Here is a 16,454-nt window from a genome sequence, read left to right as displayed (position 1 = left end):
AATGACAAATTTAAGTGTAAACATTAACAAGGTTGCTACTATTCGTAATGCGAGAGGTGGCAATATGCCAAACGTGCTGAAAGTAGCGCAAGACTGTGAATTATTCGGGGCACAAGGAATTACGGTTCATCCCCGTCCGGATGAACGACACATACGCTATAGCGATGTTTATGGACTAAAACCTCTTATCCGGACAGAATTTAACATAGAAGGCTATCCTTGTGATAAATTCATCGACTTGGTATTGAAGGTAAAACCGACCCAAGTCACACTGGTTCCGGATGCTCCGGATGCCATCACGTCGAACTCAGGTTGGAACGTAAAGGACAATTTCGATTACTTAAGCGAATTGGTAGACACCTTTACCTCACAAGGAATCCGTACATCCATCTTCGTCGGAACAGACTTGGCGAATATCGAACTAGCGGCGAAAACAGGTACGGACCGTATTGAATTATATACGGAACCTTATGCGACCTATTATCCGGAAGATCGTGACAAAGCGATCGCTCCTTTTGTCGAGGCCGCGCAATTAGCTAAAAACTTAGGATTAGGCGTAAATGCCGGACACGATTTGAACTTAGAAAATCTGGCTTTCTTCAACAAGAATATCCCTTGGCTGGAGGAGGTTTCTATCGGCCATGCCTTGATTTGTGATGCGCTCTACCATGGTTTGCAAGAGACGATCGCTTTATACAAGGCATGCTTGAATAGTTGACAAGTGACAGTTTATAGTTATAAATCATAAATTATAATTCATAATTCGAAACGATGAGTATTTTACTTTCACTACAGGCCGTGGGCTCTCAGGCGGCAGATCAAATGCCGGATTTAACGGCTGTAACCCTTCCTACGGAAGCGGAAATCAATGTGATAGACCTTGCCTTTAAGGGAGGTTGGATTATGGTGGTATTGTTACTGCTCTCTCTGATGGCTATTTATATTTTTGTTCAACGTCTGATCATCATTCGCCGTGCGGGAAAAGAAGACGAGACGTTCATGAATCGTATCAAAGACTATATTCACGAGGGAAAAGTGGACTCGGCTCTCAATTTATGCAGGAGCACCAACACGCCTTCCGCCCGTATGATCGAGAAAGGTATTACCCGTTTGGGCCGTCCGATGAACGATGTACTCGTAGCGATCGAGAATGTCGGAAATTTGGAGATCGCTAAACTGGAAAAAGGTTTCCCCTTGATCGCGACGACCGCCGCCGGAGCTCCCATGCTTGGTTTCCTTGGGACGGTAACCGGTATGGTACGTGCTTTCTTCGATATGGCAAACGCAGGCACCAATGTTGATGTCTCCTTATTATCCGGTGGTATCTATGAGGCCTTGGTAACAACTGTTGGTGGTCTGGTTGTTGGTATTATTACATTGTTCGCGTACAACTATCTGGTATCTCAAGTAGATAACGTCGTGAACAAGATGGAGGCTCGTACGATGGAATTCATGGATTTATTAAATGAACCGGCTAATTAATTGAAAATGGAGAATTGAAAATTAAAAATGAGCCAACTCTCCTCTATTTAATTTTCAATTCTCCATTTTCAATTTTCAATTATAAAAAATTATGGCTCTAAAAAGAAGAACAAAGGTAAACGAAGCGTTCAGCATGGCCTCTATGACCGACGTCATATTCCTCTTGCTGATCTTCTTCATGGTTACCTCTACCGTAGTAATCCCGAACGCCATCAAGGTTACCTTGCCGCAAGCGCAAAAGCAGACAGCGGCGAAACCTCTTACGAGGGTAACGATAGACGCAAACTTGAATTACTACGTGGCATTTGGAAAGCAAAAAGAGGTACAGGTCTCATTTGATGAGATCACTCCTTTCTTGCAAGATAGTTACGCGAAGGAACCGGAGATGTTCGTCGCCTTATATGCCGACGAGACCGTGCCTTACAAAGAGATTGTAAAGATACTGAATATAGCGAACGAGAATAAATTCAAGATGGTGCTTGCTACCCGTCCGCAGAAATAACAGATATGAGACTGAATAAGGATGACATATACAGTTTGATCGGTACCGTTGCTTTTCACGGTGTCATTCTACTGATACTTTGGTTTACCGTATTGAAAACCGAGGTACCGGATGAAGACGGGGGTGTACTCGTTAATTTCGGGAATGTAGATGCCGCCGCCGGAATGTTCGAGCCTAAGTATACCGGGCAAGAACCGCCTCAGGAAACGACCACTCCCCCTCCTCCCGTACCGGAGCCGCAAGTGGAAACACCCAAGCAGGAACTCATCACTCAAGATATCGAGGAAAGCGTAGCCCTTGAGGACGCTAAAAAGAAGAAAGAGGAAGAGAAACGCAAGAAACAAGAGGCTGAGAAGAAACGGAAAGAAGAGGAGGAGAAAGAACGTATCCGCCGGGAAGAAGCCGAGAAGAAGCGTCTGGCCGAGGAACGCCGCAAGAAGGAACAGGCCATTAGCAACAAGGTGGCCGGAGCTTTTGGTATGGGAAACGCCGAGGGTAACAGCCAAGGCGACGCTGAAAGCGGAACCGGTAACCAAGGAAGTCCGTTCGGTAACTCTGATCACGGGGCTAATGAAGGCGTAGGCGGTTACGGATCATTTAATTTGAACGGCCGTTCCATTGGTGCCGGAGGTCTCCCCCGTCCCGCTTACACGATCCAAGAGGAGGGGCGTATTGTTATCAATATAACCGTAGATCCGAAAGGCAACGTTATATTTGCCGAGGTAGGCCGGGGAACTAATATCGACAACGCCTCCATGCGTAAAAGCGCTTTGGACGCAGCTCGAAAGGCGAAGTTCAACAGTATCAGCGGCGCTAATAACCAGAGTGGTACTATTACTTACGTGTACAAATTTAAATAATTGAATCTTATGAAGAAAGCGATCGTATTCTTAGCGAATGGCTTCGAGGAAATGGAAGCCACGGGAACCGTAGACATTTTGCGTCGCGGAGGTATAGACACGAAAACAGTCTCCATCACAGACGACCGTAAAGTGGTGGGTGCCCATCATATGGAATATATGGCAGATGCCCTACTTTCCGAAACTGATTTTTCAGGTATAGACGCCTTGATCTTACCGGGAGGTATGCCCGGAGCATCCAATCTAAACGAGTCTGAGGCGGTAAAGGAGGCCTTATTGCAACAATATCGCCAAGGAGGTATCGTAGCCGCTATCTGCGCCGCCCCGATGGTATTGGGCGGCCTTGGCTTATTAAAAGGCCGTAAAGCGACTTGCTACCCCGGGTTCGAACCGAAATTGATTGGTGCCACGGTAACAGGCGAGGCTGTCGAGGTAGATGGAAATGTGGTAACCGGTAGAGGACCGGGCTTGGTATTCAATTTTGGCCTAGCTTTAGTATCTGTACTAAAAGGTGACGCGGTTGCGGAGGAAGTTGCGGCCGGATTACTATTATAAGATTTAGATCATCAGTCGAAACCCAATAGAATAGGGAACGTAATCCATTGAGTTATGTTTCCTATTCCATTGAGTTTTATCACCTATCCTATTGACTTACGAGATATCCCCCAAAGAGCTCCCTGCCCTATTCTATTTTGATCGTTTCAACCGCTTGTCGCTTCGTCCCATCCATGGATACCGCACGATAACGAACCGTGGAGAAATCAATGGAACGTAAATCTATATTCCGAATAACGCTATTGTACATCGTACGGTAATAAATCACATGGTTTCGCATATCCGTAACCGAAGTCCATTGAGTAGCGCTCGGTATGTCGCAAGGTACTTGCCCTAATGGGAATTCGATCCCTACGGGAATATCAAAATTATTCAATATCTGGAAACACTGGAAGACCGTTTCCAATGCGGTTTCTTGTTGTGGGGCCGAAGCTTGGTAAAAAGCCGCACGAACGAAACGTGACGGTGGAGTTACGTCGCCCGGAATCCCAAGGAAACCGCTTCCCGCACCAAATGAAGACAACTCGATATTTCCTAATTGTTGATTGGGGGCCGTACCCGGGAAAAGATTAACATAATTATTCAGGTTCGTCAGATGCCACTCGAAACTGGGAGAATTAGTCAGAACTCCTAACGTATTCTCATAGAAGTGTAGCTCACCCTTAATAATCTCAAGAACCAGTTGACGCCCCGACGGCTCGGCAAACCGCCAATGAACGGTAGACGCACGGGGATCTATATTGATAACATGCACTTTCTTAACAGCCTCTTTCACCTCCTCTACATTTGAACATTCCCCCAACAGCCAAGACACTAATTGCAGATCAGAGATACTTTTATCCCGAACTGCGGCATTATATTTCTCATATTCACCGTACTTTGGAAAATAAAACAATCCAGCCGATAACCCAACCTCATTGAGTCCTTCAGCGATAAATTCCTTTTGCTCCACTGCCAAGCCCACATATCCATAACGTGCCGTGAAAGTCATTCCATCAACCCCATTCGGAGTATACGATCGTTCGGTGTATCCTCTTGGAACCACGACATACTGGCTGTTCAAATTACTTCCACCCCATTCTATCGTACGTGCTACAATAGTCGTACTGTCCTTGCTTTTTAAGGTAATACCGGTGCAAGCCTCTGCAGCGGAAGGATTAATAAGCAAGCCGGCAATCGCAAATAAAATAAAGAAATATCTCATAAACATCATTTTTGATAAAAACAAGCGACAGGAGAAGGTTGTTTTCAAGATTTCAAGACTTTTTCGTATGTTTGCGGTCATTTTATCAAAAAGTATAATATGAATAATAATCTAAAAGGTTTCGCTTATGGAATAGCGACTTCTGTTACATTCGGTTTAATCCCTTTGTTTACATTGCCTCTTATGGAGAAGGGTATGCGGTTTGATTCGATATTGTTCTATCGTTTCTTATTCGCGGCCATCGCCTTATCGGGTATGCTTCTAGCAAAAAAGGAATCTTTCAGAACAGAGATGCGAAACCTACCGATATTGATTTTATTGGGTGCTTTTTATACAGGCTCGGCAATGTTCCTGTTTTGGGGCTATAATTTTATGGCGGCGGGAATCGCCACGACTCTACATTTCACCTATCCGATATTCGTAACCCTATTCATGCTGTTTGTATTCAAAGAAAAAACATCATGGATTACGCTCTTGGCGATCGGGCTCGCTATTTGTGGAGTAGCCCGTCTATCCATTGATGGAGGAGAGATGCGATTAAACGGGCTAGGCGTAATCATCGTATTACTTTCCGCCGTCGCTTATGCCCTCTATATCGTAACCGTCAATAAATCGAGGGTACATGATATGCCGGGACGAAAACTTACGTTCTATGTATTTATCGTCAGTACCTCTTTATTTTTCATAAAAGCACAGGCAGGAACAGGAATCCAACCCATTCCAGACCTGCCCTCTTTTATTAACCTCGTCTTATTAGCCTTCTTGCCAACCGTAGTATCTAACATTACATTGGTACAAGCCGTACACCATATCGGTTCCACCCTAACTTCCGTACTGGGAGCAACAGAACCCGTGACAGCCGTCTGCGTAGGTGTTTTAGTCTTTGGAGAGCCTTTCACCCCTCACCTCGCTTTAGGAATCTTACTGATTATCGTAGCGGTTACATTGATTATCCTGTCCAAATACATACAGAAAAGTCTCCATGAGGCCAAGCGATTGTTCAAAGCACGGCACATCTTAAGAACCAAATAATAATACAATCGAAAGCAATACGGCATAGATAAATACATTCCGTGCCGTATGCCCTAAAGTTCTATTAAGCTCACGGCCTTGATAGTGTTTCATCTCCAGCCATGTGGCGGCAAACAGCACGCTAAAAGCCGCGAATAAACAAACAAGCCAAGGTGAGGCATCCATCAATAAAGGCAGCGTGATCAAGACAGCCAATATACCGTTCAGCAAATAAGCTAACAACCCGAACGTACGCCCGAATAGCACAATCGTAGTCCGTTTACGAGCCGCCTTATCTTGCTCATAATCCCGGTAATTATTCACGATCAAAATATTAGCGGACAACAGCCCCAATGACAACGAAAGCAAGAATGACAATAAGGAAAACGATAAAGCTTGTACATAATACGTAAAACAAACCGGAATAATCCCATAAAACAATACGACACACACATCCCCCAGCCCGTTATAAGCCAAAGGAAACGGCCCTGCTGAATAAGCCAAGACACAAATCGCGATAGCAATTCCTACACCGATGAGCTCCCAGCCGGCAAAGAACAACAAGAAACAGCCACATAGACAAGAAAGCCCCAACGTGATAAAAGTCCCCCATAGCATTGCCTTAGGAGTTATCCAACCGGAAGCCACCGCTCGCTCCGGGCCTAACCGGTCCTCCTTATCCGCCCCCTTCTTAAAATCAAAATAATCATTGGCAAAATTACTGGCTATCTGGGCGAGTAAAGCCACCAAAACACAAAGGATCGCCGGAGCCAATTTAAATACTCCATCCCTGTAAGCCAGCGCACACCCAACTAATACCGGACTAAATGATGCCGGCAACGTTTTCGGACGTGCCGCCTCTAACCAAGCTTGAATTCTCGATCTGTTATTCTCCATTCTATTGTTTTATTCTTAAAATAACTACAAAAATAAAAAACAAATAACATATACTGTTGTTATTATCTAAAGAAATACTTGTATATTTGCGCCATGAAGAATTTTCTATTCATATTAGGTCTGTTGATTAGCTTCATGCTGTTTGCTCCCGAAGAAGGAACAAAGAGTATGGATGAGGTTATGTCTGCGACTAAAGAGGCCGTTATGAAAGAAAAAAACACGGCGGATGCCCAACGTCGTTTCGAAGTATTAAGTAACGAGCTGAAAAGCAGCAACTGCTTAACTCCCCGCAGGATTTCACAAACGACAAACAACACTATCGAAATACGGATATGGAAAAATATGGAGAAATCCCTTCAAGACATGCGTTTGAGAGGAGTAAATCAACTTCATAGAGTATCTCAACATATATCCACTTATCAGATCATAAATTTATCCACACTTCTGTGTCGTATGGGAGAGCATGTCTTTGCCCTACGAAAACTCATTATTTAGTTTTTAATTGTTTCATATTTGTATCTTTCGGTAAGTCATTGATATGTCTTATCGGCAGGAATATTGCATTTATTAAATCAATATTTCCGGGGAGTTATTGCCCATTTACATTATTATAAACAATTAAAAACTACAATTATGACAACTAATAAATCAGGTAAAATACGTATATATCTTTATGTTCTTCTAACAATCGCAGGTTGTGTATTCGCATGCAGTTCTATCATCCCTAACGACTATATTAAATTAGTAGTAGTTATGGGCACTCTATGTGTTGGTCTATATGGCATAATGAAAGGACTGAGTAGTACCGGGACGTCATCGGAAGAGGAAGTCTTGGAAAAAGAATAATAAAATACAACAATTATCGAATCCTAAAAAAATAAGAAGATCATGAGAATAAATAAAGATTTGGCTGATGCAATCATGATGGTTTCATTTATCGTATTGGTATTAGTCGGAACTACAACATTTGACAATGAGGTTACTAAAAACGTAACCATGGGATCCCTCGGTGTGATTACGGTAGCGATGTTAGTTCTTCGCGTCATAGGATCACGCCAAAAGGAAGAGGAAGAAGCCTTTTAGTAGTTAGTCCATTGGTTTCCTGTTGTTGTCCCGGGGTGACCCGGGATTATCTGAGATACGTTTTTCTACCTACATTATAATAACTTGCTGTTTGACTTGGGTATAGCGTTTTTACGCTTGACAACAGGAAACCGGACTTATATACCTTACACTTTTCGACTGAACTTTTTCTCTTTGACAAGACTAACTGCGGCAGCGGCGAAAAACAAGAAAACACCTCCCGTTAACAAAGCGAACACGGCATGCCCATGATAAACATTACGTACAATCCATCCATGAATGATTCCATTCGTGATCTGAGGTATCGTTATAAAGAAATTAAATATACCCATATAAGTACCCATCTTATCAGCGGGAAGACTATCGGAAAGAATAGCATAAGGCATCGCCAATATACTTGCCCACGCTATACCGATGCCAATCATGGAAAAGACCATCATTCCTGTGCTATTCAACAAATAGAGAGAAACCAGCCCTGCCCCTCCTAGGCATAAACAGAGGGCATGAGTCATTTTCCGACCTAAATGACGGGCAATCGGGATCAATAATAAAGCGAATAACATCGCCACAAAATTATAGATACTGAATAACTCACCTACCTTATCGCCAGCCATCGCATATTCGGCGGAAGCAGGATCTGTTGCCCCATATACATGTTCAGCGATAGCAGGCGTAGAATAAACCCACATGGAATACAAGGCAAACCAAGCGAAAAACTGGCATAAACCTAACTGTAACATTATTTTAGGCATATGAAAAATATCATGCATGATCTCCATAAAACCATTGCTATCCCGCCTTTTTTCAATGACCTCACCACCGGAAAGCCGAAACTCAGCCATCTCTTCCGGGGAATATTCCTTTGTCTTAAAAATTGTCCATAATACGCTCGCTAATAAAATCGCCGCACCGGCATAAAAGGCGAATTTAACATTATCGGCAACCTCACCAGCAACCGCCGTATTAGATAAACCAAACACCTTATTCATAATACTCGGCAACAAGGAACCAACGACAGCACCGATGCCGATCAAGAAAGTCTGGATCGAGAAGCCAGTCGTATGCTGCTCATCGGGTAGCATATCCCCTACCAAGGCACGGAAAGGCTCCATCGTTACATTGATGGAAGCATCCATGATCATCAACATACCCGCACCAATCAATACGGGAGATAAAATAGCCGTCTCTGTACCGGGTGACAAGAACAATCCCGCATTCGGCATCAATATCAAGGCAATCGTCGTAAAGATAGCTCCTACCAGAAAAAACGGACGCCGACGTCCTAAACGGCACCAAGTTTGGTCGGAATAATGACCAATGATAGGTTGTATGATCATACCTGTCAGCGGAGCCGCTAACCAAAATAAGGATAGTTGCTCTACATCCGCTCCATAGGTTTGAAGTATTCTACTTGAATTTGCGTTCTGAAGGGCGAAACCGAATTGAATGCCCAAGAAACCGAAAGTTAGATTCCAAATTTGCCAAAAACTCAAAAATGGTTTTGTTTTCATGAGAATTATGTTTTTTAAGGTATTTATTTGTTTGGTGACAAACATACGGAATTATTCCGAAACAGGACGTCGTCCCTATTCAAATTCATGCAAAGAAGTAAAGCAAACGTTTTCGGAAGCCACTTTTTTAACGGGTAGACTGTCTCACCACCAGATTTGTCTTGATAATCTTGCTCACGATACGATCCCCGTCACGCACGCCATTCAAACGTTCTATCAGCAAACGCATAGCGATAGCTCCCAACTCATAACCATGTTGATCCACGGAGGTCAGCAGGGGATCGCTAACTTCCGCTAAGCTATTATTCGTAAACCCACAAATCGAAACCTCATCGGGTATCCTCAATCCTTTGGCCTTGACAACATTCAGCACCCCAATAGCGGTCTCATCATTTACGGCGAAGAACGCATCCGGACGATTGGGCAACGACAATAATTCCGGGGTCAACCGAAGCGCCTCGGTATAATTATCACAAATCTTAATTAACTCTTTATCCACCGGTAATCCATTTTTACGCAAAGCATCCTCATACCCCATCCTACGATTATTAGAGATCGCTAAATGAGAAGGAGATCCGAAAAAGGCGATTCGCCGGCAACCGCTACGAATCAAGTATTCAACAGCGGAACAAACCCCGGCATAATCATCAACGACCACCCGGTCTGTCAAGATCCCCGTGCATATACGATCGAAAAACACCATGGGTATATCGCTATCGATTAGTTCTTGGAAATGATTGTAGATCGTCGTCGTTTTAGCGACAGAAGCCAAGACACCGCAAACACGTGCTTCCAATAAAGCTTGCGCACCTTTTACTTCTTTCTCATAATTCTCATTACTTTGACAAATAATAACACGATACCCTCCCTTTTCCGCCTCATCTTCTATACCGGATAAAACAGAAGAAAAGAAATAATGTACGATCTGCGGTAAAATAACACCGATTGTTTTCGTATTATTTGTCCGTAAACTCAAGGCTAAGGCATTGGGCTTATATTTATGTTCACGAGCGTAAGCATTCACTATATTCTTGGTTTCTTGGCTGATATCCGGATGATCAGCCAAGGACCGAGAGACTGTTGACGGGGAAATATGCAAGGCTTTCGCTATATCCTTTATCGTGATTTGACGCTTTTTCATGGTTCTCTTTTTTATAAAATCAAAGATATGTATTTAGGTCATATAATGCAAACGTTTGCGAGAACGTTTGCGTAAATTTATAGGGGTATCGACAAACATTTTAACAACATGAGAGGTTTGATAAACATACATTTGCATTCATATACTATGGCTAAAATTCAATAAATATAATAGAGTATTAATCTTAAACTGTCTAATGCATGAAACAAAAAATGTATTCTTGCGACGCAAGAGTAATCTTATCTATCTTGATAGGATTGTTTCTCTCCTGCAATGTTTTCGCACAAGACGTCACGATCAAAGGCAACGTGAAAGATGCGAAAGGTGAACCCATCATTGGGGCTAGTATCCTTGAAAAAGGAACTACGAATGGAACTGTTACCGATTTCGACGGTAACTTTATGCTCTCGGCGCCTAAAGGAAGTACGATCGGTATTTCTTACATAGGCTACAAATCACAAGACATTATCAACCAAGGACAAAGTAATTTAATTGTCGTATTACAAGAAGATACGGAAGTATTGGACGAGATTGTCGTAATCGGTTATGGTACGGTGAAGAAAGATGACGCTACCGGTTCCGTGACGGCCATTAAGCCAGATAAGATGAACCGGGGTTTGACCACCACCGCAACCGATATGATCAACGGTAAAATCGCCGGTGTAAATATCACGACTGACGGTGGAGCTCCGGGTTCGGGAGCCAGTATCCGCATCCGTGGTGGTTCTTCCTTATCGGCCAGCAACAACCCGCTGATCGTTATCGATGGACTTCCGATCGACAATGACGGTATCAAAGGGGTATCCAACCCGTTGAGTACGATCAACCCGAACGATATCGCAACATTCACCGTATTAAAAGACGCATCCGCCACAGCGATCTATGGTTCGCGTGCCTCTAACGGTGTGATTCTTATCACCACTAAGAAAGGTGAAAAAGGCTCCCGCCCACGGGTTACGTACGATGGAAACGTTTCTATCAGCACGAAGACCAAATCAATCGATGTTATGGGAGCTGACGAATATCGTAATTTCGTAACGGATCGTTTTGGGGCGGAATCAAGCGCCGTTAAGTTATTAGGAAAAGAAAATACGGATTGGCAGAAAGAGATCTTCCGTACAGCAGTGGGAACCGATCATAATATCACGGTATCCGGAGGCTTGAATAATATGCCTTATCGTGTATCCGTCGGATATACAAACCAAAATGGTATATTGAAAACCTCTAAGTTCGAACGTTATACTGGATCTGTAAACCTAGCTCCCAGTTTCTTCGAAGATCATTTAAATATTAACTTCAACGCCAAGGGAATGATCTCAAATAATCGTTTCGCCGATACGGGAGCTATCGGAGCGGCAATCGCATTCGACCCGACTCAACCAGTCATGAACGGCAACAGTAAATACGGAGGTTATTTCGCTTGGGAAAATGCCGGTGAATTTATCTCAATCGCTACAAAAAACCCGGTAGCGATGCTTCAACAGAAAAAAGAAGAGGCTAATTCTAAAAACTTGGTCGGTAATATCCAAGTTGATTATAAATTCCATTTCCTTCCCGAATTACGTGCGAACTTGAATTTAGGTATGGATATGGCTACCGGTACACAAGATATTTACTATCCGAAAGAATCTCCATTAGGTTACGTGGATAACGGCAAAACAGGTTATGAGACGATCGACAAATACAATCACCTATTGGATTTTTATTTGCAATACGCTAAGGATTTCAATGAAAAGCATCATTTTGATATCATGGCTGGTTACTCTTGGCAACATTTCCATCGTTCCACAGAGAACGCATACAATAACTTGAACGGAGATAACCCGACTTCTTATATTTTCAAGACAGAAAGTTATTTGATCTCTTTCTTCGGACGTGTCAATTATTCATTCATGAATCGCTATCTTATCACCGCTACCTTACGTAACGATGGCACTTCCCGCTTCTCTAAAGACAACCGTTGGGGATTGTTCCCTTCCGTGGCTTTAGGATGGAAGATCAAGGAAGAGAGCTTTATGAAAGACGTGGACGCTGTATCGGATTTAAAACTACGCTTGGGTTATGGTATTACTGGTCAACAGGATATCTCGCAAGGAGACTACCCGTATATGGCGACTTATTTCGCAGGACAAGACGGAGCCTACTATCAATTTGGCGACCAATTTGTTCCTATCGCCCGTCCCGACGGTTACAACCCGAACTTGAAATGGGAGGAGACTACTACTTGGAACGCCGGATTCGACTTCGGATTCTTAGATAACCGTATCACTTCATCCTTGGATTATTATTACAGGGAAACTAAGGACTTGATCAATGTGATCGACGTACCGGCCGGAACAAACTTCAAGAACCGTATCGTCAGCAATATCGGTTCTTTGAGAAATCAAGGTGTTGAGTTCTCCATCAACGCTAAAGCGATCTCAACCTCTGATTGGAAATGGGACCTAGGCTTTAATGTCGCTTGGAACAACAACGAGATTACGAAGCTAACCGCACAGGATGACGCCTCATCCATCGTATTGACAGGAACCGTAGAAGGTGGTACCGGGACCATGATACAGGCACAAGGCGTGAATCACCCGGCGAACTCATTCTATGTATACGAGCAGGTATATGATCAACAGGGAAATCCGATCGAAGGATTATACGTGGACCGCAACGGAGATGGCGTGATCAATGACGAGGACCGTTATTTCTGCCATAAACCGGCGGCCGATGTAACGATGGGCTTTACTTCTAAATTGGTATGGAAAGCATGGGATTTCAGTTTCTCACTTCGTTCCAACCTAGGGAACTATGTATATAATAATGTAGCCTCATCCAATGCGGCATTAAGTGAAGGTAGTATTAACAATAAAGGCTATCTATCCAACCGTCCGCTATCCGCTTTCGATACGAATTTCCAGAACATGAACGTATTGTCCGATTATTATGTACAAAACGCATCTTTCTTACGCTGCGATAATATCACGTTGGGTTACTCTTTCAACAAATTATTCGGCGTATTGGGCGGACGCATCTACGGAACCGTACAGAATCCTTTTGTTATCACGAAATATAAAGGATTGGATCCGGAGGTAGCGAACGCAGCTGATAAGACCTTCGGTATCGATAAGAACGTATATCCTCGCCCATTGGTAGGTATACTCGGTGTAAGTCTTAACTTCTAATTTTAAATCAGGATATCTATATGAATACGAAATTCTTTAAATATATAATACCGGCTTTATCGCTGGTTTTCAGCGTAAACTTCACCTCTTGCCTAGGTGATCTCGATGTTACGCCTATCGATCCGAACCTAAACGTAGAGTTCGATCAGAACGCCAATTTCGCCAAGATCTATGCGGGATTAGCCATCACAGGAAATAAAGGTCCCGACGGACAAGGAGATATCGCCGACACGGATGAGGGAGCGTCGGGTTTGATGCGTATGCTATTCAACCTAAATGAGCTTCCTACGGACGAGGCGATTTGCGCTTGGTCTGGCGACGTGGATGTATATCCCTTGAACTTCGCTAAGTTTACCGCCTCGAACGGTGTGGTATTGAATATGTTCAACCGTCTGTACATCCAAATCGCTCAGTGTAATAACTTCTTAATACAGACAGAGGGCAAGGATGACGAGGAAAGTCTTACACAGCGTGCTGAAGTTCGTTTTATCCGTGCCTTGGATTATTATTATTTGATTGATTTATATGGCAATGTCCCGTTCGTTGATGAGAACACGGGTATCGGTACCTATGTCCCCGAACGGATTACCCGGGCGAATCTCTATACCTATATAGAGAAAGAGTTGAAAGAAATCGAGCCACAAATGAAGGCTCCCCGTGCAAATGTATATGGACGTGCCGATCAAGCCGCCGTATGGATGCTACTTTCCCGCTTATATCTGAACGCAGAAGTATATACAGGTATCCCTCAATGGTCTACCGCCGCTGAATACGCAAAGAAAGTCATGGACGCCGGTTTCTCTCTGGCTCCTAATTATGGAGATAATTTCCTTGCAGATAACAACACCTCTCCCGAGATGATCCTGCCGATTTGTTATGATGGCGTACAGACTCGCTCTTGGTCCGGATTGTTCTTTATCGCCAGCTTTATCAGTGGTGACATGAACGCACTGGATGATTTCGGGACTAAAGAAGCATGGGGTGGTAACCGTGCCCGCATGGCATTGGTGAAAAAGTTCGCTTCTGATGGAGACTTATCGAAAACAGCTGATACACGTGCCTCTTTCTGGACTACAGACCGTACATTCGAGATCAATAAGCCGACCGAGTTTACAGAAGGTTATTCTGTAACTAAATTCAAGAATATCACGAAATCCGGACAAATCGGTCACGATCCGAATCAGCAGTTCCCGGATATGGATTTCCCATTGTTCCGTTTAGCCGAGGCTAATCTGACCTTCGCCGAAGCCACATTACGGGCAGGAGGCGATAAACAAGCCGCTTTAAGCGCTATTAACCAACTACGGAAAAGAGCGAAAGCCACGGAAATTACGGCAACCGATCTTACTTTGGATTTTGTGCTTGATGAGAAGGCCCGTGAGTTCTATTTTGAGGCGCAACGCCGTACGGATTTGATCCGCTACAATAAGTTCACCTCCAATTATACTTGGGATTGGAAAGGCGAGACAGCGGGAGGTACTTCAATCTCCAGTCACTTCTCATTGTTACCGATTCCTTCGACCCAACTCGTGGCAAACAGTAACTTGAAACAAAATCCGGGTTATTAATCGTAAAACCTATTAATAAGTAACAATTATGAATAAAGTCAATATATTATCCATCGTGTTTGCGGGCATCTGTGCTTTTTCTGCCTGCACGGACGATAAAGATCCGGTTATCAATGACCTAAAGGACTCAGAAGGTAATAATATATCTTTTACCCTCAATGCTCCGAATAATAGCTCATATACTTTAATGCCGGAAAATGCCAGTAGTATCATCGATATTTTTACCTGTGAACAACCGGATTACGGTTTTGCGGCAGGTGTAACGTATACCGTACAAGTCTGTGAAGGAGGAACTGAATTCGAGAAATTCGAGTCGCTGCCGACTACCGGTTCCGGCGAAAAAGTCTTGATCAAGACATTCGAGCTGAATGATGCCATGAACAATTTGGGAATGGTTAATCCTACCGTAGCTTATAATGTGGACTTCCGTCTTAAAGCATTTATTAACGACAGTGTTCCCGAACTTTATTCGAACACGGTAAACATGGCGATCACTCCATATAGTGGCGCCCGTACCCAAGTTTATTTCGTGGGTGACATATTCGACAACGGATGGAACAATAACGACCCATCGATGCGTATATTCGCCGACGACGATGTTAATAATATGTTATTCACTTACACGGGTTTCGTAAAAGCCGGTAGCGCATTCAAGATCATTCAAACCCCGGGTGATTGGGGCATTCAATGGGGTTACGACAGCGACGGAGCATTAAGCAATGACGGCGGTAGCGGTAATATCGAAGGCTTCACGCAGGATGGCTATTATACGATCACGTTAGACTTGGCTGGTAACAAATACAGCATCGAACCTTATACAGGAGCGACAACCGAATACAAACAAATCTCCCTGATTGGAGACTTCAATGATTGGGGTGGTGATCTAGATTTACAACAGGCTAGTTACGACAAGCACATCTGGATCGGCGAGAAAATAGAGATTCCGTCCGATGGCGGTTTGAAATTACGTGCGGATCATGACTGGGCCGTAAGCTTCGGTGGCAGCAATAGTTTGTGGAACGATAAACAAGGACAATTCGCCAAATTTGACGGAGGTGATAATGTAAAGGTTTCCGCCGGTACCTATTTTATCAAGTTTAATGACTTAACGAAACATATCATTCTACTAGCCGAATAAGGCATTACTTAAATTACCATCCTTTACTTGATTTAAAAGTCAAGTAAAGGTGGTAATAGATAAAAGTAACGCTTGTGTTTATGAATTATGTCTCAAAAGATATGTTTTAGAACATGATTTTGTTAAATCACGTTAAGCAAATGAGATTTCCAAACTATTCGTTATGCTACATAACATAAAACCTCTATATTTGCACTGTGTTTTTCATGGTATTAGATTTAAGGTTAACAATGAAGATTGGCTGTCCGTGATGGATAGCCTTTTTTTGTTTCCTTCTAATAGTACATATTGGGGCTCACCCGATAAATCAGGGGGAAAATTCTTTAATTCTA

Annotated in this window: 15 protein-coding genes; 11 read left to right on the top strand and 4 right to left on the bottom strand. The window is 43.3% G+C overall.

Annotated elements, in window-relative coordinates; genetic code table 11:
• Position 1 precedes the first annotated feature (1 nt).
• From DWX33_RS14285 to DWX33_RS14265, 5 genes are all read left to right on the top strand, one after another.
• On the top strand, positions 2–718 hold the full coding sequence (locus DWX33_RS14285) for a pyridoxine 5'-phosphate synthase (RefSeq protein WP_005855864.1): 717 nt from the start codon (positions 2–4) through the stop codon (positions 716–718).
• Between the two features lie 53 nt (positions 719–771).
• Positions 772–1,482, top strand: coding sequence for a MotA/TolQ/ExbB proton channel family protein (locus DWX33_RS14280; protein WP_005855862.1), 711 nt, complete (start codon positions 772–774; stop codon positions 1,480–1,482).
• Positions 1,483–1,573: 91 nt separating this feature from the next.
• Positions 1,574–1,984, top strand: coding sequence for a biopolymer transporter ExbD (locus DWX33_RS14275; protein WP_005855860.1), 411 nt, complete (start codon positions 1,574–1,576; stop codon positions 1,982–1,984).
• A 5-nt stretch (positions 1,985–1,989) separates the two neighbouring features.
• The gene (locus DWX33_RS14270) at positions 1,990–2,844 is read left to right on the top strand and encodes an energy transducer TonB (protein ID WP_008771765.1); all 855 of its coding nucleotides are present in this window, start codon (positions 1,990–1,992) and stop codon (positions 2,842–2,844) included.
• 9 nt (positions 2,845–2,853) lie between these two features.
• A complete protein-coding gene (locus tag DWX33_RS14265; protein ID WP_008771764.1) occupies positions 2,854–3,399 on the top strand; it encodes a DJ-1 family glyoxalase III in 546 nt (181 codons plus the stop codon).
• Positions 3,400–3,526: 127 nt separating this feature from the next.
• Here DWX33_RS14265 and DWX33_RS14260 read toward each other — a convergent pair whose 3' ends face one another.
• Positions 3,527–4,603, bottom strand: coding sequence for a linear amide C-N hydrolase (locus DWX33_RS14260; RefSeq protein ID WP_081024217.1), 1,077 nt, complete (start codon positions 4,601–4,603; stop codon positions 3,527–3,529).
• A gap of 99 nt (positions 4,604–4,702) precedes the next feature.
• Here DWX33_RS14260 and DWX33_RS14255 point away from each other — a divergent pair, with 99 nt between their 5' ends.
• Positions 4,703–5,635 (top strand): DMT family transporter, encoded by a 933-nt coding sequence (locus DWX33_RS14255; RefSeq protein WP_122144622.1) that lies wholly within the window; start codon positions 4,703–4,705, stop codon positions 5,633–5,635.
• On the opposite strand, the gene DWX33_RS14250 is transcribed toward DWX33_RS14255, so the two are convergent.
• Positions 5,621–6,511 (bottom strand): 1,4-dihydroxy-2-naphthoate polyprenyltransferase, encoded by an 891-nt coding sequence (locus DWX33_RS14250; RefSeq protein ID WP_122144621.1) that lies wholly within the window; start codon positions 6,509–6,511, stop codon positions 5,621–5,623. The two genes, DWX33_RS14255 and DWX33_RS14250, sit on opposite strands and share 15 nt — an antisense overlap.
• 93 nt (positions 6,512–6,604) lie before the next feature.
• Here DWX33_RS14250 and DWX33_RS14245 point away from each other — a divergent pair, with 93 nt between their 5' ends.
• Positions 6,605–7,006 carry a hypothetical protein gene (locus DWX33_RS14245; protein WP_005867997.1) on the top strand — a complete coding sequence of 134 codons (402 nt, stop codon included), beginning with the start codon at positions 6,605–6,607 and terminating at the stop codon, positions 7,004–7,006.
• A 393-nt stretch (positions 7,007–7,399) separates the two neighbouring features.
• Positions 7,400–7,594 (top strand): hypothetical protein, encoded by a 195-nt coding sequence (locus DWX33_RS14235; protein ID WP_005855829.1) that lies wholly within the window; start codon positions 7,400–7,402, stop codon positions 7,592–7,594.
• 146 nt (positions 7,595–7,740) lie between these two features.
• Here the strand turns inward: DWX33_RS14235 and DWX33_RS14230 are convergent, their stop codons facing one another.
• Both DWX33_RS14230 and DWX33_RS14225 read right to left on the bottom strand, forming a co-directional pair.
• The gene (locus DWX33_RS14230; RefSeq protein WP_005867995.1) at positions 7,741–9,105 is read right to left on the bottom strand and encodes an MFS transporter; all 1,365 of its coding nucleotides are present in this window, start codon (positions 9,103–9,105) and stop codon (positions 7,741–7,743) included.
• A 127-nt stretch (positions 9,106–9,232) separates the two neighbouring features.
• Positions 9,233–10,246 carry a LacI family DNA-binding transcriptional regulator gene (locus DWX33_RS14225; RefSeq protein ID WP_005855821.1) on the bottom strand — a complete coding sequence of 338 codons (1,014 nt, stop codon included), beginning with the start codon at positions 10,244–10,246 and terminating at the stop codon, positions 9,233–9,235.
• Between the two features lie 200 nt (positions 10,247–10,446).
• Here DWX33_RS14225 and DWX33_RS14220 point away from each other — a divergent pair, with 200 nt between their 5' ends.
• The 3 genes from DWX33_RS14220 to DWX33_RS14210 are packed head-to-tail and all read left to right on the top strand — an operon-like array spanning position 10,447 to position 16,122.
• On the top strand, positions 10,447–13,416 hold the full coding sequence (locus tag DWX33_RS14220) for a TonB-dependent receptor (protein ID WP_122380582.1): 2,970 nt from the start codon (positions 10,447–10,449) through the stop codon (positions 13,414–13,416).
• A gap of 20 nt (positions 13,417–13,436) precedes the next feature.
• Positions 13,437–14,984: a RagB/SusD family nutrient uptake outer membrane protein gene (locus DWX33_RS14215; RefSeq protein WP_057326627.1), complete on the top strand. Its 1,548-nt coding sequence runs from the start codon at positions 13,437–13,439 to the stop codon at positions 14,982–14,984.
• A gap of 28 nt (positions 14,985–15,012) precedes the next feature.
• Entirely contained in the window at positions 15,013–16,122 is a 1,110-nt protein-coding gene (locus DWX33_RS14210; RefSeq protein WP_005855818.1) for a SusE domain-containing protein, read from the top strand.
• The last annotated feature ends 332 nt before the right edge of the window (positions 16,123–16,454 follow it).

It is taken from the genome of Parabacteroides sp. AF19-14, from assembly GCF_003635485.1.
Taxonomy (GTDB): Bacteria; Bacteroidota; Bacteroidia; order Bacteroidales; family Tannerellaceae; genus Parabacteroides; species Parabacteroides distasonis.
The sequence above is the reverse complement of the archived record's forward strand: the minus strand, read 5'-3'. Positions and strand labels throughout refer to the sequence as shown.

Coding starts and splice junctions, on each gene's coding strand:
- DWX33_RS14285 (WP_005855864.1), top strand. CDS start 2: ATGACAAATTTAAGTGTAAACATTAACAAGGTTGCTACTATTCGTAAT.
- DWX33_RS14280 (WP_005855862.1), top strand. CDS start 772: ATGAGTATTTTACTTTCACTACAGGCCGTGGGCTCTCAGGCGGCAGAT.
- DWX33_RS14275 (WP_005855860.1), top strand. CDS start 1,574: ATGGCTCTAAAAAGAAGAACAAAGGTAAACGAAGCGTTCAGCATGGCC.
- DWX33_RS14270 (WP_008771765.1), top strand. CDS start 1,990: ATGAGACTGAATAAGGATGACATATACAGTTTGATCGGTACCGTTGCT.
- DWX33_RS14265 (WP_008771764.1), top strand. CDS start 2,854: ATGAAGAAAGCGATCGTATTCTTAGCGAATGGCTTCGAGGAAATGGAA.
- DWX33_RS14260 (WP_081024217.1), bottom strand. CDS start 4,603: ATGAGATATTTCTTTATTTTATTTGCGATTGCCGGCTTGCTTATTAAT.
- DWX33_RS14255 (WP_122144622.1), top strand. CDS start 4,703: ATGAATAATAATCTAAAAGGTTTCGCTTATGGAATAGCGACTTCTGTT.
- DWX33_RS14250 (WP_122144621.1), bottom strand. CDS start 6,511: ATGGAGAATAACAGATCGAGAATTCAAGCTTGGTTAGAGGCGGCACGT.
- DWX33_RS14245 (WP_005867997.1), top strand. CDS start 6,605: ATGAAGAATTTTCTATTCATATTAGGTCTGTTGATTAGCTTCATGCTG.
- DWX33_RS14235 (WP_005855829.1), top strand. CDS start 7,400: ATGAGAATAAATAAAGATTTGGCTGATGCAATCATGATGGTTTCATTT.
- DWX33_RS14230 (WP_005867995.1), bottom strand. CDS start 9,105: ATGAAAACAAAACCATTTTTGAGTTTTTGGCAAATTTGGAATCTAACT.
- DWX33_RS14225 (WP_005855821.1), bottom strand. CDS start 10,246: ATGAAAAAGCGTCAAATCACGATAAAGGATATAGCGAAAGCCTTGCAT.
- DWX33_RS14220 (WP_122380582.1), top strand. CDS start 10,447: ATGAAACAAAAAATGTATTCTTGCGACGCAAGAGTAATCTTATCTATC.
- DWX33_RS14215 (WP_057326627.1), top strand. CDS start 13,437: ATGAATACGAAATTCTTTAAATATATAATACCGGCTTTATCGCTGGTT.
- DWX33_RS14210 (WP_005855818.1), top strand. CDS start 15,013: ATGAATAAAGTCAATATATTATCCATCGTGTTTGCGGGCATCTGTGCT.